The following is a 22,562-nucleotide window of genomic DNA, read 5'->3' on the forward strand; positions in this document are numbered from 1 at the left end:
AGCGATTCGCTCCCTATATCCTGATTTTATCGGCTCATCAATACTAACCGAAAGCGATGAATTAAGCTTCGATTGTAGTACCAGTGATGATCACTTCTTCTAGAGGTACATCTTGGTGCATACCCATAGAACCAGTGCTAACACCTTTAATCTTGTTTACGATGTCCATGCCTTCAACAACTTCTGCGAATACACAGTAGCCCCAACCGTCTAGGCTTTCGCTACGGAAGTTTAGGAAAGAGTTGTCGTTAACGTTGATGAAGAACTGAGAGCTCGCTGAATGCGGTTCCATAGTACGAGCCATTGCTAGCGTACCAACTTTGTTCGCTAGACCGTTGTTTGCTTCGTTCTTGATCGTTGCACGAGTTGCCTTTTCTTTAAGGCCAGAAGTCATGCCGCCGCCTTGAATCATGAAACCATCGATAACACGGTGGAATAGTGTGTTGTCGTAGAAACCGTCACGGCAATACTGTAGAAAGTTTGCGCTTGTTTCTGGTGCTTTTTCTTCGTTAAGTTGAACTTTGATATCACCAAAATTTGTGTGAAGGATGATCATGATTGTTACCTTACTGTCTTTTTAATATGAAGTTCGAATTCTAGCGCATGTTGGCAGACTTTCAAATCACCAAATCATTAACTTAACTCGGATGTTTGAGGTAATACCAATCGTAGTAAATAACTGGCCATCCTAGCTTGTTAAAACACTTGATAACGTCGTTAGAAATTTTGAATGTAGAATAACTACTTATCGAAACTTTTTGTCGAAAAGAGCTTCCTTGTTCTCAAGCATTTTTTCTGCGCTATTTATGACCATCTACTTACCGTGATTGGTATAATTCCTGCTTTTAGGGATTACCTATTAAGGTATGACTTGTTATACTGCGAGCTTATTTTGATTAATCCATAAAATAGATAGAGATCATGCTGAAGATATATAACACGCTCACAAGACAGAAAGAGGAATTCAAACCAATTACAGCTGGCAAAGTCGGTATGTATGTCTGTGGGGTAACCATATACGATCTCTGTCATATTGGTCATGGCCGTACGTTCGTTTCATTTGACGTGGTAACTCGTTACCTGCGTTACCTTGGTTACGATTTGAATTTCGTTCGTAATATCACTGATATCGATGACAAAATCATCAAACGCGCTAACGAAAACGGTGAGTCTTGTGACTCTCTGACTGAGCGTTTAATCGGTGAGATGCACGCTGACTTTGATGCATTGAACATGAAGCGTCCAGATGTTGAGCCTCGTGCGACAGAATACATCACTGAAATCATCGAGCTTGTTGAAAAGCTGATTGAACGTGGTTTCGCATACGTTGCAAGCAACGGCGACGTGATGTTTGAAGTAAAGAAATTCGACGAATACGGTAAGCTTTCAAAGCAAGACCTTGATCAGCTTCAAGCGGGTGCTCGCGTTGATGTTGAATCTGCAAAACGCAGCCCACTAGACTTCGTTCTTTGGAAGATGTCTAAGCCAGGTGAACCTACATGGGAATCGCCATGGGGCCCGGGTCGTCCAGGTTGGCACATCGAATGTTCAGCAATGAACTCGTCTATTCTTGGTAACCACTTCGATATCCACGGTGGTGGTTCAGATCTGCAGTTCCCTCACCACGAAAACGAAATCGCACAGTCTTGCTGCGCGCACGGCACTCAGTATGTAAATACTTGGATGCACAGTGGCATGGTGATGGTAGACAGAGAAAAAATGTCTAAGTCACTGGGTAACTTTTTCACTATCCGTGACGTACTTCAGCATTACGATGCAGAGACAGTTCGTTACTTCCTAATGTCTGGTCACTACCGTAGCCAACTAAACTACAGCGAAGATAACCTAAATCAGGCTCGTGCATCACTTGAACGTCTCTATACATCACTTCGTGGTCTAGACGTTACCGCAGCCCCTGCTGGTGGTGAAGAGTATGTGACTCGTTTCTCTACAGCGATGAACGATGATTTCAACACACCTGAAGCTTATTCAGTGCTGTTTGAAATGGCTCGTGAAATCAACCGTATCAAGACTGAAAGCATAGAAAAAGCAAGTGCACTAGGTGCGTTGATGCGTGAACTGGCAGACATCATCGGTATTCTTCACCAAGATCCAGAAGCTTTCTTGCAAGGCGATGCAGCAGGTAACGATGACGAAGTCGCTGAAATCGAAGGCCTAATTAAGCTACGTAATGACTCTCGCGCTTCGAAGGATTGGGCAAATGCCGATCTTGCACGTGATAAGCTGAACGAGCTAGGTATTGTTCTGGAAGATGGTCCAGAAGGTACGACTTGGCGTCGTAAGTAAATCTTATAAAAAGGGCTGATTTTCAGCCCTTTTTTCTAGCAAAAATTCTCTAATTTCACCTTTTTATCTTCAACTTTTAATTAACAGGAATATTTCTGTGGCTCAGATGTATTTTTATTACTCGGCAATGAACGCGGGTAAATCAACAACGCTTCTTCAATCTTCATTCAACTACCAAGAACGTGGTATGACACCAGTGATCTTTACGGCTGCATTAGATGATCGCTATGGTATCGGTAAAGTGAGTTCACGAATTGGTCTTCAATCTGAAGCTCAATTGTTTAAAAACGACACCAATATGTTTGAGGCAATTCAAAAACTTAACGAAGAAGAAAAGCGTCATTGTGTATTGATCGATGAGTGCCAATTTTTATCGAAGGAGCAGGTGTACCAATTAACAGAAGTGGTTGATAAGCTGCACATCCCTGTACTTTGTTACGGCCTACGTACCGATTTCCTGGGTGAACTGTTTGAAGGTAGCCGTTACTTACTGTCTTGGGCAGATAAACTTGTTGAGCTTAAAACAATTTGTCACTGTGGCCGTAAAGCGAACATGGTAATTCGTACCGACGAGCACGGTGTGGCGATTGCTGAGGGCGACCAAGTGGCTATTGGCGGTAACGACAAATACGTTTCTGTTTGCCGTCTGCACTACAAAGAAGCGTTGGGTAAATAAGCCGATCTATTTGCTAACGCGAAAGAACGAAAAACGGTGACCAAGTGTCACCGTTTTTGTTTATTGGGCCTGTGTTTTGCTTTCTTCCAAGCCGAGCTTTTGTTTTATTTCCTGCCGAGCTTTTACTTTGTTCAAAGTCTAACTTTTGCTTATTCGAAACCGAGCTTCTTCAATGCTTGATAGGCGTGGTCAACGTCGTCGGGGATCGGCATCTCAATCTGAAAGCCTTTCTCTGGGTAGGATTTGATTCGCTCGTAATCAGCAATTAATGCGCCTAACACCATATCTAACGGCAACTCTTCGTTAAAGTAATCATCCCAAGTTTGCCATCGCGACGTCACGGTAATCTCGGAAGTTTCGTCAGGCCATTGTTTACTGAAGGTTGCGTAGGTACGTTTCTCCATGAAGGGCTTCTGAACTAAGGTTAGCCTCTTCGGCGATAACCCTTTTTCTGTCAGCAACTCATGAGTGAATCGTACATTTTCCCCAGTATTTGTTGCGTGTTTCTCTATGATAATGTCAGAGTCAGGCACGCCACAATCTCGTGCGATAGAAGCGAATGTTTCTGCTTCTGAGCGTTCAAAGCTTCTTTCGGTAAAGCGCCCCACACCGCCAGAAAAAACGATGTAAGGCGCGATCTGTTGGTGATAAAGCTCGGCTGCATATTCAGCTACGCGAGTATCGTTGCTACACAACACAAAGATACAGTCGGAAGGCGTAACCTTGTGACCCATCGACATAAAGTTCCAAAGGGTGTCGACTGAGCGATGCAGTTTTATGTTGGGATTTTTGTTAGCAATAGATTGTTCAGTCATGAAGTGCGTCCAGTGTGGATTCGAATTTAAATGAATAACCTAAGTCGAGAATCTTCTTCGAAGAGATTAACTTGTCTGGGGTATCAACAACAGCGGGCAGAGGCTCACTGCTGTTGGCGCTTTTCAGTGCCGCGGCATAAAACTCCGCCTTACTGACTGTATTTGGTGTGGTCACGTTAACTATTTCATTGTGCAGTTGACTGATAGCGAAATCGACAGCACCAATTGCATCATCAAGGTGCAGCATGTTGGCTGGAGCTTGAGTGCTGACTTGTTTTAACTTGCTTGCGAAGCGTGATGGGTGACGGCTTGGGCCGATTAAGCCACTAAAGCGAAGAATGGTGTAGTCGATACCGGAATCAATCACTGACTGTTCAGCTTGCAGCATGATTCGTGCGTTATCGGAAAATAAAGACGCGTGCTCGTTATCTGAGGTCGAAAGGGGGAGTGATGCATCCAGCTCGTTCAGCACACCCGGCTTAGTTGGGTATACCGTAGTTGAACTAACCATAATGAGCTTTTTAATGTTGGCCTTTTGGCATGCATTGGTGAGTTGCTGCCAGTAGTCGGCATACTCTTGTCCTGCTCCTTTTCTAAAGCCAGGAGGGAAGCTGCCAATCACAATTTCAGTGTTGTTTTCGAGTAACAATGAATAGAGTCGCCCGATAGTCTGTTGTGGATCGGATGAATCAAAGCTAAACACTTCACATGGAATTTGTTCGCTACCAATGGCATCTGCTCCCGCTTGGGTCGTTTTCGTGACCACTACTCGGTTACCATGTTTTTCTAAATGTTCAGATAAAGGTGCACCTACCCATCCTGCACCGACAATAAATATAGAAGCCATGTGTTCCTCACAACTGCAAATGACGAATTTACAATAAGCCTAACAAAGCTTTGCCCAAAAATGAAAAAACTCCACGGCCGAAGCAAGTGGAGTTTTTACTAGAACAATGGAGCTTTAGTTTAGTACGCGAAGAAGCTTGTCTGCGCGCTCTGCCATCTCGATACCTTCATCTGTTAGGTAACCGCCGTCTGGCTGAGTACAAAGGTTTTTTTCGAATAGGCGCTTAACAGCGTCTTGAGTTTCTTGAGCAGCCTCTTGATGGACTTTAATTCCAGTAGCTGCACTACTTACATCAAATTGAAGAAGGAGGTTTAAATCAGCAATATGTTCAGCGTTGTACTTCATAATTGACCTATATATTCATAACGTTCTCTACCTTCACCTTAGTGCGCATTCTCGGCTCAGGCAATAGCAAATAAAGAGAATTGATAAGTGATACCAAATTGATTGATTAATCATCGAGTGATGAGTTTATTTTGGTTATATTGGGTGATTTGCACCCACTTAAATCATCAGTGATGTTTATTGCTAAGTGGTTGTAATATATTGTGACTAGAAATAATTTGCATTGAGCGAATATTGTATAAAAAGGATATGCATAAGTGAGAGCGAACAAAGTAGCATTAACGATCAGTATGCTATTTGCTATCTCAGGTTGTCAAAGTACACCCTCAGAGCAGACAGACGCGAACCAAACCACAAACAACAATAATGAATCGACAATAGAGGTCCGTTCATTTCAGTCTGTCCAAAGCGTTTACTCCGAATGGGAGGCTAAGCTCGCAGACCACGGCCAATTGTCTCTCTATGCACCAGAGAATTACAATGAACTATTAGACGCATGGGATGACGCTGAAAGCATTTATGCGGACTTACTTAAAGACGAAACTCGGCTCACCAAGAGCTATTCAGTTTTTTCTAGCCTGACTTACGCTGAAGCTTTTGATGAAAAAATTGCGTTGATCAAATCAAATTATGACTCGATATTAGTGCTAAAGAAGAAGGCTGACCGAGTACTAGCGGATTCGATTGTGCAAATGGATTACCTCAAGTTCCTTGGCGCAGATACCATGTTTACCTCGAGCTACAAACGCTTGTATTCAGAATACAGCGAGCTGTTTGAGTATGTTCTGGTCGATGAGCTTGAAGACGCTCAAGAAGCGCAGGTGGAATTTCTTAACAATGCTCGCTTACTAGAAGTTAAAGTGGCACATAAGAAATACATCGAACCTTTGAAGAACGAATTAGAGTTCTTGGAAGATGAAGATTTCGATGACGTTGCTCCACTGACGTTTGCTAAAGCAGCATCTCAAATTGCTTTGGCAGAAAGCCAAGTCAAAGCCAGTCCCCGTGAAAAGTCTATCATTGAAGATGCGGTACACGCTGCGGAGTTTGAGTTGAACCACGTGCGCAGTGTCGCTCATGAGGTAAAAGTGCTCGCGAGTGTAAAAGGCGACAAGTTCGAACAATCGGTTTTGAATGCAGAGAATCAGTTGCTGAGCATTTCACAAGTGGTTAATGATGAAGATCACCGTGATGTTGTATTGCGCCTTCAGTCTCAAAAAATTGTAGCGAGTGTTAAAGCGCTGAAAGGCTCAGACATGACGGCGTCATTAAAGTCAGAGATTAAAACTTTGACTGAACGACTCGCTAAGTTAGAAAGTGAGAATCAGAAACAAACACAGAAATTGGTTGAAGCGACCAAGCACAGTGAGTTGCTCGGTGAGCAGATTACCAAGAGTGATGCTCACATTAAAAGCTTAGAAGAGTTAGTGGATAGTTTGAAAAGCTTAGGTGGCAAAGTGGCCAACGAAAGTGACTCTGATGTGATGTCCCCAGCTGTTGAATCTACTCTAGAGGATTCAACCCTAGAACAATCATCAGAAGAAGTGATTGAACCTTCGGTTTAGCATCACTAATTTCTTTATTTGTGATTGAGTTAAAAGCGCCTTAGGGCGCTTTTTTACGTTCTGTTGATCTATGTCAAAATCTAGAAATAAAAGCGCTCTGTGAGCCATTTTAGTGTACGTTATTCTTTTATTTTTAACGTAACTTGTTGATATTTATAGATGTGTTATTTTCTATGCTGATAACTAATCATTCAGCATAGTTTTCTTTTTACTACTAAAGTCGTATGAATTTTGAATAACTTGGGCTATTTCCTTTCCACAAGGTTGTGGGAGGTATTTTGAGTCCCAAATAGCTCTTGAATTCAGAAATGAAAGAGAGGATTATCGCGCTCCCGACAACATGTTTCAAAATGTAAATCATCATGAATCTAAACCAATTTGACTCATTATTACCGCCACAAATGGCTGAGCGCGCTGCAGATATTGGCGTAGGTAAAGCAACCAAAGATCCAACCAAATCTTTTCTCCTAGCGATTTCAGCTGGCATACATATCGGTATTGCGTTTGTGTTCTACACAATTGTAACCACTGGCGCTGGTGATTTACCTTGGGGTATTACTCGCGTCCTAGGTGGCCTTGCATTTAGCTTGGGCCTAATCCTCGTTGTTGTTACTGGCGGTGAACTATTTACCAGTTCGGTGCTCACTCTTGTTGCTCGTGCAAGTGGCAAGATTAGCTGGGGAACCCTAGTAAAGAACTGGGCGACCGTTTATATCGGTAACCTTATTGGTGCTTTATTGCTAGTGGCATGCATGCTTCTGACTAAACAGTACATGTTCGACCATGGGCAAGTGGGTTTGAATGCCATGGCCATCTCTCAGCACAAAATGCACCATGGTTTTATCCAAGCTATCGCGCTTGGCATCATGTGTAACGTATTGGTTTGTATCGCGGTATGGATGACGTTTAGTGGACGAACACTGACTGACAAAATTGCAGTACTGATTTTACCTGTCGCGATGTTTGTATCATCGGGCTTTGAGCACTGTATTGCGAATATGTTCCAAGTTCCTTTAGCTATCGGTATCAAAACATTTGCTCCAACTGAATTCTGGACAATGACAGGGGCTAATCCAGCAGACTATGTTGACCTAAACATGATGGACTTTCTGATGAACAACTTGCTGCCCGTTACTATCGGTAACATCATCGGCGGCGGTATCTTTGTTGGCATGTGGTATTGGTTGATTTATTTACGCGATTAATAAAGATGGCGGATCAACAAAGCTTGTGTGACTAGCTCAGTGACAAGATTAGTTAAAGCTCAGAGTGGAAACATTGAACTGACTTATGACATTTACAAGACGGCCTGCATTGCAGGCCGTTTTTTATTTGTGGAAAACTTACTCGTTGAATTCTTAAATTATCATTTGAACGCTTAACAACGCAGTTCTGCACGTGTGTATATGTCTTTGAAATAACCCAAGGATCAATGGCAATGATCTTTGCGCGAGCCGAAATGGACAAAAAAGGATCTATATTGATTTGGTTATCCACAATTTCTGTGGATAACCTGTATCAAATTCAGTGAGTAACCAGATCTAAGATGAGTCGGGAGGTTATTTTGAAGGCTGTATTTGAGCGAGAACTCGCCCTTCTTTGGTCAGAGAAGTCTTTAACGATAGGTGAAGTGCAAGCGCTAAGGAGCAGCTCATCATCACGAAAATCGCCAGCATGATCATCAGTTGATACTTAATTGCGATCATTGGTGAAGCTCCCCCGAGAATTTGACCTGTCATCATCCCCGGTAGCGTTACTAAGCCTGTGGTTGCCATTGAGGCCATAATAGGAGACATCGCTTTCTGTATAGCATTACGCACAAAAGGCGCTGCAGCATAAGTAGGAGACGCGCCTAACGCGATTGCTGCTTCATATTCTGATTTCTGTGTTTCAAAAGCACCAAACAGGTTCTGCAATGCCACTATATTACTGCTTAAGCTATTACCCAATAACATCCCTGCGATCGGGATAAGGTACTGAGCGTTAAAAACCGGTGTTGGTTTAATGATAAATAAGCAGATGAACAAGACAATGGGTACACAGGTTACCGCTAGGCTCACAGCGACAGGCACTAACAAGAGGTTTCGGGGTAACTTGGACTTTTCAACAATCGAGCTTGCCCCAACGATAATCATCGTAAATAACCACAGTAAATTGACCCACAAGCTATTCAAAGTGAACAGGTATTCTAGGTAGAGGCCAACCAGAAATAGCTGAACAGTCATGCGAATGATGCTGATAGAAGCCTCTTTTCCAAGGCCAAGTTTTAGCTTGTGGTTGATTACAATTGGTAGCAAGAGAAGTGAACTGAAAAACAATAATTGCCACCAAGATATATCAATAACGTCTTGCATAATGCTTCCTTTTAATAAGGCTTCTATCATATCTGAAAGTGCCAAATGATGCATTTCAGAGTCATACCTGTCGAACTCAAAAAAGGCTCAATTATTTAACATTCAAAGTACAAAATAATGGTTATTTGAGGGTTTTTTGGCTACTACTTAGTAGGTAAAACGTTAAAATTGGTTACAATACGGTTGCGTAAATGTTGGAATTTAACATTTGTGAAATATACTTAATTCTTCACATTTGTTAATACTTTTTAATAACTTTGTTTAACTAAAAACAACTTTGGATGAGCTCAAAAAAGTATTGATTAGCAAGGGTTATAACGGGAGATTTGATTGAACCCTACTTTGAGTATGGTCTAAAATTTGTCGTTAGATACTTAAGAACTTTAGCCCCATAGAATGGGTTACTCGAAATTACTAAATACAAAATAGGCAAAATGTATGAGTGATGTTAATAAAATTGAAACTAGCGAAAAACATTCGCTGGAGTGGAAGTCTTTCCTCTTCATCGCGGTGGTTCTCTTCCCAATATTAAGTGTGGCTTTTGTAGGCGGTTACGGCTTCCTAGTTTGGGCACTGCAAGTGTTTGTATTCGGACCTCCTGGTGCTCACGGCGGCATGTAATGCCCTCTAAGTAACAACATTTTTTAAAATCAATATTTAAGAGAGCTAAACATGAAATCATTTTTAGTTAAATTATGGCGCACAATGACTCGCCCAGCAGTACACATCAGTCTTGGTGTACTAACTATGGGTGGCTTTATCGCCGGTGTTATTTTCTGGGGCGGTTTTAACACAGCTCTAGAGCACACAAATACAGAAGAATTCTGTGTAAGCTGTCACACCATGCGTGACAACGTATACGTAGAACTACAAGAAACGGTTCACTGGAAAAACACTTCTGGTGTACGTGCTACTTGTCCTGACTGTCACGTTCCACATGAATGGACAGCAAAAATCGCTCGTAAGATGCAAGCTTCTAAAGAAGTATTCGCTCAAGTATTTGGTGACCTAGATACGCCTGAGAAATTCGAAGCTCGTCGTATCGAACTGGCTAAACACGAATGGGATCGCTTCTCTTCGAACAAATCTCTAGAGTGTAAAAACTGCCACAACTACGATTCAATGGATTTCGAAAACATGCGCCCAACAGCGCGTATCCAGATGAAGAACGCGGCAGAGCGTGATCAAAGCTGTGTTGACTGTCACAAAGGTATTGCTCACAACCTTCCATTAGATATGGCATCAGCGAGCGGTATTGTTGGCGAGCTAGAAAACGTAGCAAGCAGCACATCTTACGCAAATGGTTCAGACGTGATCTCTATTCGTCACCTACCAATGTACACAGATGAAACAGCTGAAGTTGAAGCGGGTCTATTAAGCCCTGCAAGTAAAGTTGCGGTTATCGACGAAAAAGGCGACATGATCAAGATTCAAATCGACGGTTGGCGTAAAGCGAAAGGCTTCGGACGTGTAATCCAAGAAGACTTCGGTATGAACATCTCAACTGCAATCTTGACGAAAGAAGTATCTCAAAGTGACGTTATCACTGTTGGTGAGAAGAAAGAAGATGAGCTTACTGGCCTTCCATGGGAAGAAGTTAACCTAGCACTTTGGATGAAGAAAGAGTCTATGGTTGATAACTTCGATCCAATCTGGAACGCAGCGGGTCAAGCGTACCAATCTAACTGTTCAACGTGTCACTCACAGCCAGATGAAGCTCACTTCAGCGCTAACGGTTGGGTAGGCATGCTAGATGGTATGATTGCATTCGTTAACTTCGATACAGATACAGAAGCACTGGTTCTTAAGTATCTACAGAAGCACTCATCAGATTTTTCTGAAGGCCATCACTAATAAGACGTCAATTGGAGTAACACAATGGCAATTACAAGAAGAAGTTTTCTGAAAGGTGTCGCTACTACAAGTGCGGCATCGGTTATCGGTCCAAGCTTATTGGCGTCGGCATCAGCGTCTGCAGCAGAAACAGACGGTGCGTGGAAAGTCTCTGGTTCTCACTGGGGTGCATTCCGAGCTCGTGTTTATGCGGGTAAAGTACAAGAAATTAAACCTCTAGAAATCGATCAACACCCAACTGAGATGTTGAAAGGTATTAAAGGTATTATCTACAGCCCATCACGTGTGCGTTACCCAATGGTTCGCCTAGATTGGTTGAAGAAGCATAAGTACAGCGCAGACACGCGTGGTAACAACCGCTTTATTCGTGTGACTTGGGATGAGGCACTAGACCTTGTTTACCGCGAGCTAGAGCGCGTACAGAAAGATTACGGTCCATGGGCGCTTCACACAGGTCAAACTGGTTGGAGGCAAACAGGTCAGTTCCATAGCTGTACTAACCACATGCAACGTGCAATGGCACTTCACGGTTACTCTGTGAAGAAAATCGGTGACTACTCAACAGGTGCTGGTCAAACGATCATGCCTTACGTGCTAGGTTCTACTGAAGTTTACGCACAAGGTACATCTTGGGAACTTATCCTAGAAAACAGTGACAACATTGTTCTTTGGGGTAACGATCCAGTTAAAAACCTTCAAGTAGGTTGGACATGTGAGACTCACGAGTCGTTCGCATACCTAGAACAGCTGAAAGAAAAAGTTGCTAAGAAAGAGATCAACGTTGTTTCTGTTGACCCTGTTAAAAACAAAACAGGTCGTTACCTAGAAAACGAGCAAATGTACATCAACCCACAAACTGATGTGGCGTTCATGCTTGGTGTTGCTCACGTTCTTTACAACGAAGGCCTATACGACAAGAAGTTCATCGAAACTTACTGTCTAGGTTTTGAAGATTTCATCAAGTACGTTCAAGGTGAAACGAAAGACAGAGTTGAGAAGACGCCAGAATGGGCTTCTGCTATCTGTGGCGCAAGCGCGGACTCTATTCGTGACTTCGCTAAGATGCTGGTTAACGGTCGTACACAGATTCTTGTTGGTTGGAGTATCCAACGTCAAGAGCACGGTGAACAGCCTTACTGGATGTGTGCAGTTATCGCAGCAATGGTTGGCCAAATTGGTCTTCCGGGCGGTGGTATCTCTTACGGTCACCACTACTCTGGTATCGGTGTATCTTCAACTGGCTTCGCTGCTCCGGGTTCATTCCCGCTGAACATCGACAAAGGTCAATCGCCTAAGCACACTAACACTGATTACAACGGTTACAGCCGCGTAATCCCTGTTGCTCGTTGGGTAGATAGCCTGTTAGAGCCAGGTAAGAAGATCAAAGCAAACGGCGCAACAGTGACACTGCCTGACATCAAGATGATGGTATTCAGTGGTAACAACCCGTGGCACCACCACCAAGATCGCAACAAGATGCGTAAAGCATTCAAGAGCCTACAAACTGTAGTGGCTGTTGATTTCGCTTGGACTGCAACTTGTCGTCACTCTGATATTGTTCTTCCAGCTTGTACTCAGTGGGAACGTAACGATATCGATGGTTACGGCGCGTACTCTGGCCGTGGTTTGATCGCAATGCACAAGCTAGTGGATCCTCTGTTCCAGTCTAAGACTGACTTCGAGATCATGTCTAGCCTAACTAAGCGTTGGGGTCGTTACGACGATTACACGCGTGGTATGGACGAAATGCAGTGGGTTAAATCTCTGTACGACGAATGTCGCGCATCAAACGAAGGTAGCTTCGAAATGCCTGAGTTTGCTGAGTTCTGGGAGAAAGGTTTCCTAGACTTCGGCAAAGGTAAGCCATGGACTCGTCACGCTTCATTCCGTGAAGATCCAGAGATCAACGCACTAGGCACGCCTTCTGGTTTCATCGAAATCACAAGCCGTACTGTTGGCAACATGGGTTACGAGCACTGTCAAGAACACCCAATGTGGTTCGAGAAATCTGAACGTTCACACGGTGGTCCAGGCTCTGACAAGCACCCGTACTGGCTACAATCTTGTCACCCAGACAAGCGTCTTCACTCTCAGATGTGTGAATCTGAAGAGTGGCGTGCGACTTACGCGGTACAAGGCCGTGAGCCAATCTACATCAACCCAGTAGATGCTAAGAAGAAAGGCATCAAAGATGGCGATGTAGTACGTGTGTTTAACGACCGTGGTCAACTACTAGCAGGTGCTGTTCTAATGGATAGCTACGCTCCTGGTGTTGTTCGTATCGAAGAAGGTGCTTGGTACGGTCCGATCAACGAGAAAGTGGGCGCGCTAGATACATACGGCGATCCAAACACACTGACTCAAGATATCGGTACGTCTGAACTTGCTCAAGCAACGTCAGCAAACACATGTTTGGTTGATTTCGAGAAGTTCCAAGGCAAACTGCCTCCAGTAACTTCATTCGGTGGTCCAATCGAAGTTTCTTAAGTCTTGTCTTAAGAACCAAGATTAAAGCTTGAATTAAAGCCCCTGTAAGCACTCTTACAGGGGCTTTTTGTATTTTTGATATCAGTGTTGGTGTTTCTAAATAAGCATTATACAGGGCTAATAGAGGGCGTTTTTGAGACAGGCTGTAACGCGCTGTTTGAGAGAGGTGGTAGAAGCAGTGAAGCAGGAAGGGAATGTAAAAAGAACCTGTGGAAAGACTTAAGCAGGCGGAAACAAAAAGGCCGATACAAAGTACCGACCTTACAGAAGCCTATGGAGTTAACTCTACTCAAGTTAGATCTCAAATATAAACCAGTAGCTATAAGCACAGATTAGTGCGGGCACACTAGAGTATAAGGTCGCGACCAGTGCCGCTTTGGGAGCCATCGCAATCGCAGGGAATAGCGCGTCACCATCATTTGAAATTGCGTTACCTACCTGAGCCGAAAGTGGCAGGGCGCCTGAAAGGTATAAGCTAGTGACCAATAATTGCGGTCCACAGCCCGGTAGCAAACCCATCAACACGCCAGCCAGGGGGAGCATGATGCCCCAGCTTGAGAATAGCGTCGCAAAATCAACATTTGCTATCACAGAGCCAAATTCAAAGAAAAGAAAGGCAACCACCACCCAAGCGGTGACAAAGTTTGTATCTTGAGCGGTCTTTTGCAATGGGTGAGAGCCTATACACTTTTCGTCCTCACTCACGGCTGATTTGTAATCCTCAATTTCACGGGTTAGCCCCCACAGAAACATCGAGCTGATCAGCAAAACTGTCCCCGCCCATTCCATCGACATTTCAGGCAAAGCGAGCAGCTTGTTCACATCGACTTGAAAAGAGCCAAGTAGGGCAACGGCAGCACCCGGAATAATCAGTACAGACCACAGGTAACCTTGCAGGTTTATCGCTTTTTTAGAGACCGATTCTTTGTCTTGAGATTGAGAAGCACAGCTGCTCACCACTTCATTTTTCTCTGCTTTTTTTGGGCGTAAGAAGTCGTCTGCGTGAAACAAGTTAATGATTCGGCCTGACGCAGTACCCACGATCACGCCCATCGCCATCATGGCTAAACCTGTCTTAGGCTCGCTCGCTATGAGCAGGAACGCCGCGTCACCCATGGTTGAGACGAGCACCGCAACTACCGCACCAAATCCGAGTTTTCCCGAGATAAATTGTGTGGTTACCACTATCGCACCGCCACAGCCGGGCAACGCGCCCATGAGAGCCGCGAATACCACTTGGTTTGAACGAGATTGATGGACGAGCTTATTGAAGACGTTATCTTTGTTTATGTACAGACTTAACCAGTGGTAAATAGCCAAGGTTAAAGCAACATAACAAGACACTGCCCAAAACGCGTCTGACAAGGTAGTGACCGTCAATTCTCGCGTGGCAGGCGCCATAACTAAAGCTGCAAGTGAGATAGGTAAAAGCAGGCGCTTAAATGACAGTGAAAACTGAGTTGTTTTCGCAGCGCTACTGCTTGGCAAAAAAGAGATTAGTCGATCCATAGGTGTTACTCAAAATTAGTGGCTTAAGATAAATATATACGAATGATAATAATTATCAATTGCATTTGCTGGTTTTTTATCTATTGTTACCATTGGCTAAACCTACGAAACATGACCAACCTGAAAAAATGAGGTAAAGTATGGCTAATAAAGAGAGGCTCTAAAGGTAGAGTCATAATTGTTAGTGTAATAGGAAGAAACATGATTTTAGTTGTTGGTCACAAAAACCCTGATAGTGACAGTATTTGTAGTGCGTTAGTTGCAACAGAGCTTCTTAAGGCTCGTGGCGAGGAAGCGACACCAATTCGCCAAGGCGAGATCAACCGCGAAACTCAACACATTCTAGAAGTCGCTGGTGCTGAAAAGCCAGAGCTTCGTACTTCTGTTGCTGGTGAGAAAATCTGGCTAGTAGACTACTCAGATCTAGCACAAGCACCAGATGATGTTGCTGATGCAGAGATCGTAGGTATTGTTGATCACCACCGTCTAGGCGACGTGATGACAGTAAACCCAATGGAAGCTTGGATCTGGCCTGTTGGTTGTACAAACACTGTACTTTTCAACATGTTCAAGATTGAAGGTCACGCAATCTCTCAACAAATCGCTAAACTAATGATGTCTGCAATTCTTTCAGACACAGTTGGTTTCGCTTCTCCAACATGTACTCAAAAAGACAAAGACGCGGTTGCTGAGCTTGCTGAAATTGCTGGCGTAACTGACGTTGATGCATTCATCAAAGCGCTTCTAATCGCAAAAACAAACATCGAAGGCCTATCTGCTGCACAGCTAGTAGAAAAAGACCTTAAAGGCTACCCATTCAACGGTCGTGATGTTGTTGTTGGTCAAGTTGAACTTGCGACTCTTGAGCAAGTAGACGGCATGATCGAAGCGCTAGAAGCTGATCTTGAAGAGCGTTGTGAGAAAGACGGTCTAGCGTTCGCTGCGGTAATGCTAACAGATATCACTACTGCTCAAACTCGTCTTCTATACAAAGGTGAGTGGGCTGAGAAATTGGTTAAGCACGAGAAAGGCGGCGTATTAATGATGGAAAATACACTAAGCCGTAAGAAGCAAGGCTGGCCTTGGCTACAAGGTGAGCTTGTTTAATCAAGTCGCTTAATATTAAACGCCTGCTTATTTAGCAGGCGTTTTTCTTTGAAGTAGACTTTCTTCTTCATCGATAATGTTTGAAGTTAACAACACTCGGCATAAAATAGCTTTAAGAGCAAAGTTACTGACTAAAGTAGGAAATTAAGATGACTACACAGCTAGACGATAAAAAAATCGCTGAAATCAACAAGTATACGGGCGAGCAACGCCTGAAATACTGTGTGAAAGAAATCGTAGCAAACCGTGAAGTATGGATCTTAACCGATGAACACGGTTGTGTAATGCTGAACACAGAAGATGAAGATTGTGTTCCAGTATGGCCAAACCAAGAGTTCGCAGAATCATGGGCAACGGGTGATTGGTCTGAGTGTAAAGCTGAGTCTATTTCGTTGAACAAATGGCACAGTCGCTGGACGAATGGTCTAGAAGACGACGAACTTGCTGTTGTAGTATTCCCGAACGAGCAAGAAGAAGGCGTTATCCTGTTCCCGGATGAGTTCGACTTCGAATTGAAAAAGCAGGCAGCTAAGCGCTAGTTCTTTCGTAATACAGTAACATCGTAAGTCAGCGTTGCCTTTCTTAGGCAGCGCTATCATTCAATTATCCCATCTAAGTTACTTCCAACGTATATTCGTCAATACCCAATCAACTGATACAAAGGCGCTTGCTGTGCGGCTTTAGAAGCTTGCTGAAGCACACCTGTTTTGCTGTATCTCTTGAGTATCTTTCGAACGATAGGTTTTACTTCAGATTTTGTCATTCCAGCTTTCAATTCTGGTTCATACAGCAATTGCAGTAGCACTACGTCTAACGGCGATAATAAGTCTTCAGGCGTGTGGTCGTTGAAAATAGAAGGGTAGGCTTTATCTGAATCATTCGGCAGGCCTAGAACTTGTGTGATCTCTTCCACGATACAGGCGACCAGCTTACCTCGCGATCTTGCCTGATCAACCGGGATTACAATCCCAGCGTATACAATCTCGCCTTTAGAATTGGTTCTATAGCCCGCCGTGCAGATGGCGCTATTTAAATGTTGAGTTGATTTGAGCTTGAGCACCGATTTCGCCTCAGATACCCACTGGCTCTGCCTTGTGTATATCCATTTAACGTTCGCTTCGGACTCTTTACTGACGATTGTTATTGGATGTTGGGTGACTTCAGATAAGTGTTTGATATGAAGCTCTGTGATCTCTTGATGCAGTTCCTCATCGCCCACTCGATGATCGATCCAAATCTTGATCGGTTGTTTCCACTTGGCGAGCGGTTTGTTGCCTTGGGAGTATTCGTGTTGAAGCGCGACGTTATAAAAGGCAGTTTCGACGAAGCTTCTATCTAGCCATGTGAGCGGTGTGCTTGTCGCGTTAAAGGACAACAGCACCAACAAGAGGGGAAGCATTGAAGCTGTTCGATACATACTTTTCCCCTCTGCTAAATGTAGCGTGATTCCAGGTTAGTGGTTCGGCGCTTTGGAGAAATGGCTCTCAACCAATCTTTGGGTGATTTGGTGAGTTGGATTGGTTAGCACTTGATCTGTTTCCCCACTCTCAACCACATTGCCTTCATGCATGACAATAATCTTGTCGGTAATGTGCTTAACAATACCGAGGTGTTGAGATACATAAACGAACGATACGCCCATCTCTTCTTGTAACTCTAAGAACAGATTGATGATTTGCGAGCGCATTGCCATGTCCAAACCATTTAAAGCTTCATCAGCAACAATGATGGATGGCTGAAGTATTAAGGCACGAGCCAAACAAACCCTTTGTTTCTGGCCTGCAGCAAGCATCTGAGGGTAGAAATACGCATGTTCCGGTAGAAGGCCTACGCGCAGTAGTGTGTCTTTCATACGACGCATACGAGCTTCTGGAGGCATGTTGGTGTTTCGCTTTAATGGACCTTCAAGAATTCGACCGATCTGAATGCGCGGGTTAAGTGACGTATTCGGATCTTGGAAGATCATTCGAATCAGCTTACAACGAGTCGAGTAGTCTTTGTGCTCTAGCTTTTCGCCATTCACGCGGATCTCGCCTGCGGTTGGCTCCACCATGCCTGCGAGCATTCTGGCTAATGTTGATTTGCCAGAACCATTCTGGCCGATAAAACCAATTGTCTGGCCTGCTTCAAGAGAAAAGCTAACTGGCTTCACCGCCTGATGAATCTTTTTACGGAAAAGACCAGAGCGAGTCGTAAAGTCTTTAGACAAATCACTGACTTCTAATAATGCACTCATGATTTCTTTTTCTTCTCCATATTCAGAGGGAAGTGACAGTTGAACTTATGGTTCTTGATACGTTTCGTATGTGGGATCTCGACACACTGCCTTTGTGCGTATGGGCAGCGAGGCCCTAATCGACAACCAATAGGAAGATGTTGCAGCGGTGGAATTGACCCCGGCAAAGACTGGAGCTTCTCCTTGTGGGGAATCCAGTCGTTAAAGTCTGGCATCGCTTTTAACAAAGCAACGGTGTACGGGTGCTTTGGTGCATCCAACAGCTTCGGTGTATCAGCGGATTCTACCGATTGACCACAGTACATCACGGTAATGCGAGTCGCCCATTGGGTAATGGTGGTTAAGTCATGGCCGATCAACACGATGGTGGTGTTATTGATCTGGTTCATACGACTCAAAAGACGCAATATTTGAGACTGTGTAATTGGGTCTAAATCGTTGGTTGGCTCGTCAGCAATCAAGACTTTTGGCTTGGCAGCGATCGCCATTGCGATCATGACTTTTTGACACTCACCATCTGTCAGCTCATAAGAGTAACTGTCCATTAGGCGAGAGTGGTCTTTGATGCCGACTTTGTGTAGTAATGCGATCGCTTGCTTCTTACGCCACTTAAATCGTTGCCACCAACGACCTTCAAACGAATGGGAAGGGATCGCTTCAACGAGCTGGTTACCTACTTTTTCAGAAGGGTCAAGACACGTTGATGGCTCTTGGAAGATCATTGCGATATCGCGGGCGATCACTCGGCGTCTTTCTTTCGGCGTCAGTTGCAGTAGGTCGATATTACCTAAGCGCATTCGGTCTGCAGAAACCTTCCAGTTTTCTTTACATACTCCGACGATCGCTTTTGCAACCAAACTCTTACCTGAGCCTGATTCACCTACTAAGCCACGAATTTCCCCTTCATTGAGGGTAATACTCATTCGATCTACGGCTTTAACCATCCCTTGAGGGGTCTCAATCTCGATGGTTAGATGTCGAATATCAAGTAACGGCATTATTCGATTCCTGCATTTAGCGCTTGGCGAACACCTTCACCGACGAGGTTAATCACGATAACTGTAAACATAATAGCTAAGCCGGGTAGGGTAACTGTCCATGGCGCAAGGTAAATCAACTCGACCGAATCACCCAAGATGGAGCCCCATTCGGTACTCGGTGCTTGAGCGCCAAGCCCTAGGAAACCTAAAGCCGTGATATCAAGAATTGCGACTGACAGTGCCAGCGTAACTTCAAGAGCGATCACGGTAAGGATGTTCGGAAGGATTGAGTTCCATAGCAGGTAAAAATCGTTCGCACCATCAAGGCGAGAAGCCAGAATATAGTCTTTTTCTACTTCAGCATGCACGGCAATGTACACCGAGCGTATAAAGCGCGGGATCAGTGCCAAGCACAAGGCGAGCAAGATATTAAACTCCCCAAAGCCAAGGAATGCCACGAAGATAATCGCCAACAGAAGAGATGGAATCGACATAACAGTATCAAGCAGGTGGTTTAGTGTGCTTGATAGTAAACCGCGCGTCATACCAGCAAGTACGCCAATCAGACAACCAATGACGGCTGCGATAAAGGTAATCACCACCGCGGCGCCGAAGGTTAACTGAGAGCCAATTATTAGGCGAGAGAGAATATCTCTGCCTAAGTCATCCGTACCCAAAAAGTATTCTACCGTTCCCGCAGGATCCCAAGAGGGCGGCGTTAATAGGTGACCGGTTTGTTCTTGTGCATCATGCGGGGCTAGCCACGGTGAAGTGACGGTGACCAGAATGATAAGCACCAAACACCACAAGCCAAACATAGCTAGATTATTGCTGCGGAAGCTGCGCCAGAAACGTTCGAACTGGGTTGGAATCTGTTCTTCTTGGTAGACGTTATTTGTTAGCATACCATTCCTTCCTTACCAGTGGATTGATCATCGCGCCCAGTAGATCGGACAGAATATTAGCGGTCAAAACTAAGGTAGCCACCACAATTACACCAGCTTGAATTGAAACGTAATCTTGATTCGATAAGGCATCCAATAACCAGCGGCCAATGCCCGGCCAGTTAAAGATAGACTCGGTAACAATAGCAAGCGTTAACATACTCGATAGCTGAACACCGACCTTAGGAATAATCGGAGGTATCGCGTTTCTTAGCACGTGCTGCGTGATGATCTCTCTAGTGGAAAGACCTTTAATTCGCGCAGCGCGGATGTAGTTTTGCGTCATTACTTCAGCCACTGACGCTCTCATCAATCGGATGACCTGAGTCGTTGGCGCCAGTGCTAAAACAAGACAAGGCAACGCCATGTGCTCGATAACACTTTGTAGTGCGTGCGCACGGTAGCGACCCTCGGCAAAAAAGGCGTCAATCATCGCGAATCCAGTCACGTGTTCAATCTCGTAAAGTAGGTCGTATCGGCCACCAACTGGGAACATTTCAAAGTGCAGTGAAAACACCATGATCATCAGCAACGCGACCCAAAATATAGGCGCAGAGTAACCGGCCATTGAGGTGAACGATATGGTGGTATCAACAAATTTACCTTGTCTCATACCAGCAATGGTGCCGAAAGGGATACCGATGATGAGTGCCAACACAAAGGCAAAGAAGCACAGCTCTAGCGTTGCAGGGAACACCAGGACCAACTCATCGATGATAGGCACACCGTGTTTGGTTAGGCCAAAGTTTAGCGTCGATAATTCAGTGATATAGCTAATCCAACCGGGCCAAAAATCTTGAATTGCCCAAGGTGAGGTTTGGTCTAATCGAAGCAGGGAAAAACCTACCAAGGTCAGAATTCCTAGCGTAATAACGAATAAGTTTACACGTCTTAATGTATACCAAAACATTACTGCACCTCTCTTCTGACTTGATCAAAAGGTTGGGCATTGAAAGGACTTGCTTTAAAGCCTGTTAGCGAACGATCGTGTACGCGAAATTGCACGCCATGAGCTAAAGGAATCACAGGAACTTCTTCATTGAGAATGTTTTGGGCTTGTCGGTACAAGTTCACACGGTGCCTTTGTTGATTGATCTCTAATGCTAAGTCGAGAAGGAAATCAAAGTCTGAATTACACCACATCGAGACGTTTAACCCTGCACGCTCAGAGCTGCATGAGAGCAGCGGACGTAAGAAGTTGTCCGGGTCACCGGTATTGCCTATCCAGCCTGTAAGCAACAAGTCTGTTGAGGAAATAGAGGACAACTGTGTGCGGTCAAATCGGTCATCGGTATAGAGTTTCAATTCAATACCAATATCGGCTAAGTTTGCTTGGATAAGTTCTGCCGTTTTTCTTGGACTTGGATTGTATGCGCGTGGCTCTAGTGGTACCCACATTGAAAGCTCTAACCCAGGTTCAACGCCAGCTTCTTTGAGAAGCGCAACCGCATAGTTTCGGTCGTAGCGAACTTGAACGCTGTCTTTTTGGTGAGCCCAAGAAGTCGGAGGAAGCAAGGTGTAGGCTTTGGTTCCTGTACCGTAATACACAGAATCAAGAATGTTCTGACGATTGATGGCTAAGTTGAGCGCTTTACGAACTCGAGAGTCACGCAGTGCAGGGTGCTCAGTATTCAGCGCGATGAAAGAGACATTAACCGCCGAAGTAGCAGAAATCTTCAACTCTTCATGAGCCTGAATAATAGGGATTTGGCTAGAAATTGGTGAGTTGAGCACGTCACACTCACTACGCAGAAGCTTGGCAAGTGTGCCTGTTCCACGTTGCGAAGTATCGAACACAACTTGGTCCATTTGTACTTCACCTTTCCAGTAGTGCTTGTTCTTTTTCAAGCGCACTAGGTCGTTGATTTGGTATTCATCTAAGTAGAAAGGGCCAGTGCCGACTGGATTGGAATCGATTCGATTTTTCTCATCCGCTGCAATGAGCTGATTGGCATACTCCTTAGAGTGAATGACTGCATAGCTGGTGGCGATATTGTTGAGAAACGAATTGTCTGGGCGACTTAATTGGAATTTCACCGTTAGGTCATCAACTGCGGTGATATCGACAATCAGGTTTTTGAAGTCGATTCCGGCAAACCATGGGTATAGGCCGCCACCCACATAATGAAATGGGTTTGAACTATCAATGACACGTTCAAAGCTAAACACCACATCTTGTGCATTCATGCTACGAGTTGGGGTGAACCAGTCTGTGGTTTGGAACGCAACATTTGGGCGCAGTTTGAACGTGTATTCTGTACCTGATTTATCAACAGACCAACTTGTCGCTAAGTTCTGTTTTGGTCGGTACGTCATCGGATCAAGAGTGAGCAGTGTATCGAAGATTTGAGGACTCAGCGATTCTGCGGTAATGCCACTATCAACTAGCTGTGGATTGAAGGTACTAGGATTACCTTGGCCGCAATAAATGAAGCCTTTTTCACGGATTTGCTCGTGATTCACACTCTCACCACATCCAGCGAGAAAGCTCAACGTGCAGATGCTCAGTGATAGTCTTATTAGTGCTTTCATAAAA

21 protein-coding genes are annotated in these 22,562 nt (G+C 44.4%); 9 read left to right on the forward strand and 12 right to left on the reverse strand.

The annotated features are described in order from the left end of the window. Window positions 1–61 precede the first annotated feature (61 nt). On the reverse strand, window positions 62–556 hold the full coding sequence (locus A6D97_RS04115; RefSeq protein ID WP_017060275.1) for a peptidylprolyl isomerase: 495 nt from the start codon (window positions 554–556) through the stop codon (window positions 62–64). Window positions 557–921: 365 nt separating this feature from the next. Here A6D97_RS04115 and cysS point away from each other — a divergent pair, with 365 nt between their 5' ends. Next, window positions 922–2,307 carry a cysteine--tRNA ligase gene (gene cysS / locus A6D97_RS04120; RefSeq protein WP_065583870.1) on the forward strand — a complete coding sequence of 462 codons (1,386 nt, stop codon included), beginning with the start codon at window positions 922–924 and terminating at the stop codon, window positions 2,305–2,307. Between the two features lie 97 nt (window positions 2,308–2,404). Beyond that, window positions 2,405–2,983 (forward strand): thymidine kinase, encoded by a 579-nt coding sequence (locus A6D97_RS04125; RefSeq protein WP_065583871.1) that lies wholly within the window; start codon window positions 2,405–2,407, stop codon window positions 2,981–2,983. Window positions 2,984–3,132: 149 nt separating this feature from the next. Here A6D97_RS04125 and A6D97_RS04130 read toward each other — a convergent pair whose 3' ends face one another. The 3 genes from A6D97_RS04130 to A6D97_RS04140 all read right to left on the reverse strand — a co-directional run bounded on the left by A6D97_RS04130 (window position 3,133) and on the right by A6D97_RS04140 (window position 4,990). Beyond that, window positions 3,133–3,798 carry a YdcF family protein gene (locus tag A6D97_RS04130; RefSeq protein WP_032545711.1) on the reverse strand — a complete coding sequence of 222 codons (666 nt, stop codon included), beginning with the start codon at window positions 3,796–3,798 and terminating at the stop codon, window positions 3,133–3,135. Then, window positions 3,791–4,645 (reverse strand): NAD(P)H-binding protein, encoded by an 855-nt coding sequence (locus A6D97_RS04135; protein WP_017060279.1) that lies wholly within the window; start codon window positions 4,643–4,645, stop codon window positions 3,791–3,793. The genes A6D97_RS04130 and A6D97_RS04135 overlap by 8 nt, the downstream gene beginning before the upstream one ends. 114 nt (window positions 4,646–4,759) lie before the next feature. Beyond that, on the reverse strand, window positions 4,760–4,990 hold the full coding sequence (locus A6D97_RS04140; protein WP_017060280.1) for a TIGR02647 family protein: 231 nt from the start codon (window positions 4,988–4,990) through the stop codon (window positions 4,760–4,762). A gap of 257 nt (window positions 4,991–5,247) precedes the next feature. Here A6D97_RS04140 and A6D97_RS04145 point away from each other — a divergent pair, with 257 nt between their 5' ends. Next, entirely contained in the window at window positions 5,248–6,555 is a 1,308-nt protein-coding gene (locus tag A6D97_RS04145) for an ATPase (protein WP_065583872.1), read from the forward strand. Window positions 6,556–6,917: 362 nt separating this feature from the next. Beyond that, entirely contained in the window at window positions 6,918–7,760 is an 843-nt protein-coding gene (gene focA / locus A6D97_RS04150) for a formate transporter FocA (RefSeq protein WP_065583873.1), read from the forward strand. A 354-nt stretch (window positions 7,761–8,114) separates the two neighbouring features. Here the strand turns inward: focA and A6D97_RS04155 are convergent, their stop codons facing one another. Then, entirely contained in the window at window positions 8,115–8,909 is a 795-nt protein-coding gene (locus A6D97_RS04155) for an ABC transporter permease (RefSeq protein ID WP_065583874.1), read from the reverse strand. A gap of 438 nt (window positions 8,910–9,347) precedes the next feature. On the opposite strand from A6D97_RS04155, the gene torE reads away from it, so the two are divergent. The 3 genes from torE to torA are packed head-to-tail and all read left to right on the forward strand — an operon-like array spanning window position 9,348 to window position 13,250. After that, the gene (gene torE / locus A6D97_RS04160) at window positions 9,348–9,530 is read left to right on the forward strand and encodes a trimethylamine N-oxide reductase system protein TorE (RefSeq protein ID WP_017060298.1); all 183 of its coding nucleotides are present in this window, start codon (window positions 9,348–9,350) and stop codon (window positions 9,528–9,530) included. A gap of 51 nt (window positions 9,531–9,581) precedes the next feature. Next, window positions 9,582–10,763 (forward strand): pentaheme c-type cytochrome TorC, encoded by a 1,182-nt coding sequence (gene torC / locus A6D97_RS04165; protein ID WP_017060299.1) that lies wholly within the window; start codon window positions 9,582–9,584, stop codon window positions 10,761–10,763. A gap of 24 nt (window positions 10,764–10,787) precedes the next feature. After that, window positions 10,788–13,250 (forward strand): trimethylamine-N-oxide reductase TorA, encoded by a 2,463-nt coding sequence (torA, locus tag A6D97_RS04170; RefSeq protein WP_017067667.1) that lies wholly within the window; start codon window positions 10,788–10,790, stop codon window positions 13,248–13,250. Window positions 13,251–13,544: 294 nt separating this feature from the next. Here the strand turns inward: torA and A6D97_RS04175 are convergent, their stop codons facing one another. Then, window positions 13,545–14,759, reverse strand: a complete 1,215-nt coding sequence (locus tag A6D97_RS04175) for a putative manganese transporter (RefSeq protein ID WP_065583875.1) — start codon at window positions 14,757–14,759, stop codon at window positions 13,545–13,547. Between the two features lie 201 nt (window positions 14,760–14,960). Here A6D97_RS04175 and A6D97_RS04180 point away from each other — a divergent pair, with 201 nt between their 5' ends. Then, complete coding sequence (locus A6D97_RS04180; RefSeq protein WP_017065328.1) at window positions 14,961–15,866, forward strand: manganese-dependent inorganic pyrophosphatase; 906 nt, start codon at window positions 14,961–14,963, stop codon at window positions 15,864–15,866. A gap of 149 nt (window positions 15,867–16,015) precedes the next feature. Continuing rightward, a complete protein-coding gene (locus A6D97_RS04185; protein WP_004734596.1) occupies window positions 16,016–16,405 on the forward strand; it encodes a DUF2750 domain-containing protein in 390 nt (129 codons plus the stop codon). Window positions 16,406–16,503: 98 nt separating this feature from the next. Here the strand turns inward: A6D97_RS04185 and A6D97_RS04190 are convergent, their stop codons facing one another. Genes A6D97_RS04190 through sapA form a run of 6 tightly spaced genes read right to left on the reverse strand, consistent with a single transcriptional unit; the run spans window position 16,504 to window position 22,558 of the window. After that, complete coding sequence (locus A6D97_RS04190; RefSeq protein ID WP_029235328.1) at window positions 16,504–17,283, reverse strand: DUF2927 domain-containing protein; 780 nt, start codon at window positions 17,281–17,283, stop codon at window positions 16,504–16,506. A gap of 36 nt (window positions 17,284–17,319) precedes the next feature. Further along, window positions 17,320–18,102 (reverse strand): ATP-binding cassette domain-containing protein, encoded by a 783-nt coding sequence (locus tag A6D97_RS04195; protein WP_017065939.1) that lies wholly within the window; start codon window positions 18,100–18,102, stop codon window positions 17,320–17,322. Beyond that, a complete protein-coding gene (locus A6D97_RS04200) occupies window positions 18,099–19,100 on the reverse strand; it encodes an oligopeptide/dipeptide ABC transporter ATP-binding protein (RefSeq protein ID WP_017060305.1) in 1,002 nt (333 codons plus the stop codon). Before A6D97_RS04200 ends, A6D97_RS04195 begins: the two co-directional genes overlap by 4 nt. Continuing rightward, the gene (gene sapC / locus A6D97_RS04205) at window positions 19,100–19,987 is read right to left on the reverse strand and encodes a putrescine export ABC transporter permease SapC (RefSeq protein WP_017065331.1); all 888 of its coding nucleotides are present in this window, start codon (window positions 19,985–19,987) and stop codon (window positions 19,100–19,102) included. The genes A6D97_RS04200 and sapC overlap by 1 nt, the downstream gene beginning before the upstream one ends. Further along, entirely contained in the window at window positions 19,974–20,936 is a 963-nt protein-coding gene (locus A6D97_RS04210) for an ABC transporter permease subunit (RefSeq protein WP_065583876.1), read from the reverse strand. The genes sapC and A6D97_RS04210 overlap by 14 nt, the downstream gene beginning before the upstream one ends. Then, a complete protein-coding gene (gene sapA / locus A6D97_RS04215; protein WP_065583877.1) occupies window positions 20,936–22,558 on the reverse strand; it encodes an ABC transporter substrate-binding protein SapA in 1,623 nt (540 codons plus the stop codon). Before sapA ends, A6D97_RS04210 begins: the two co-directional genes overlap by 1 nt. Between the last annotated feature and the right edge of the window lie 4 nt (window positions 22,559–22,562).

The organism is Vibrio sp. ZF57, from assembly GCF_001691235.1.
Taxonomy (GTDB): domain Bacteria; phylum Pseudomonadota; class Gammaproteobacteria; order Enterobacterales; family Vibrionaceae; genus Vibrio; species Vibrio crassostreae_C.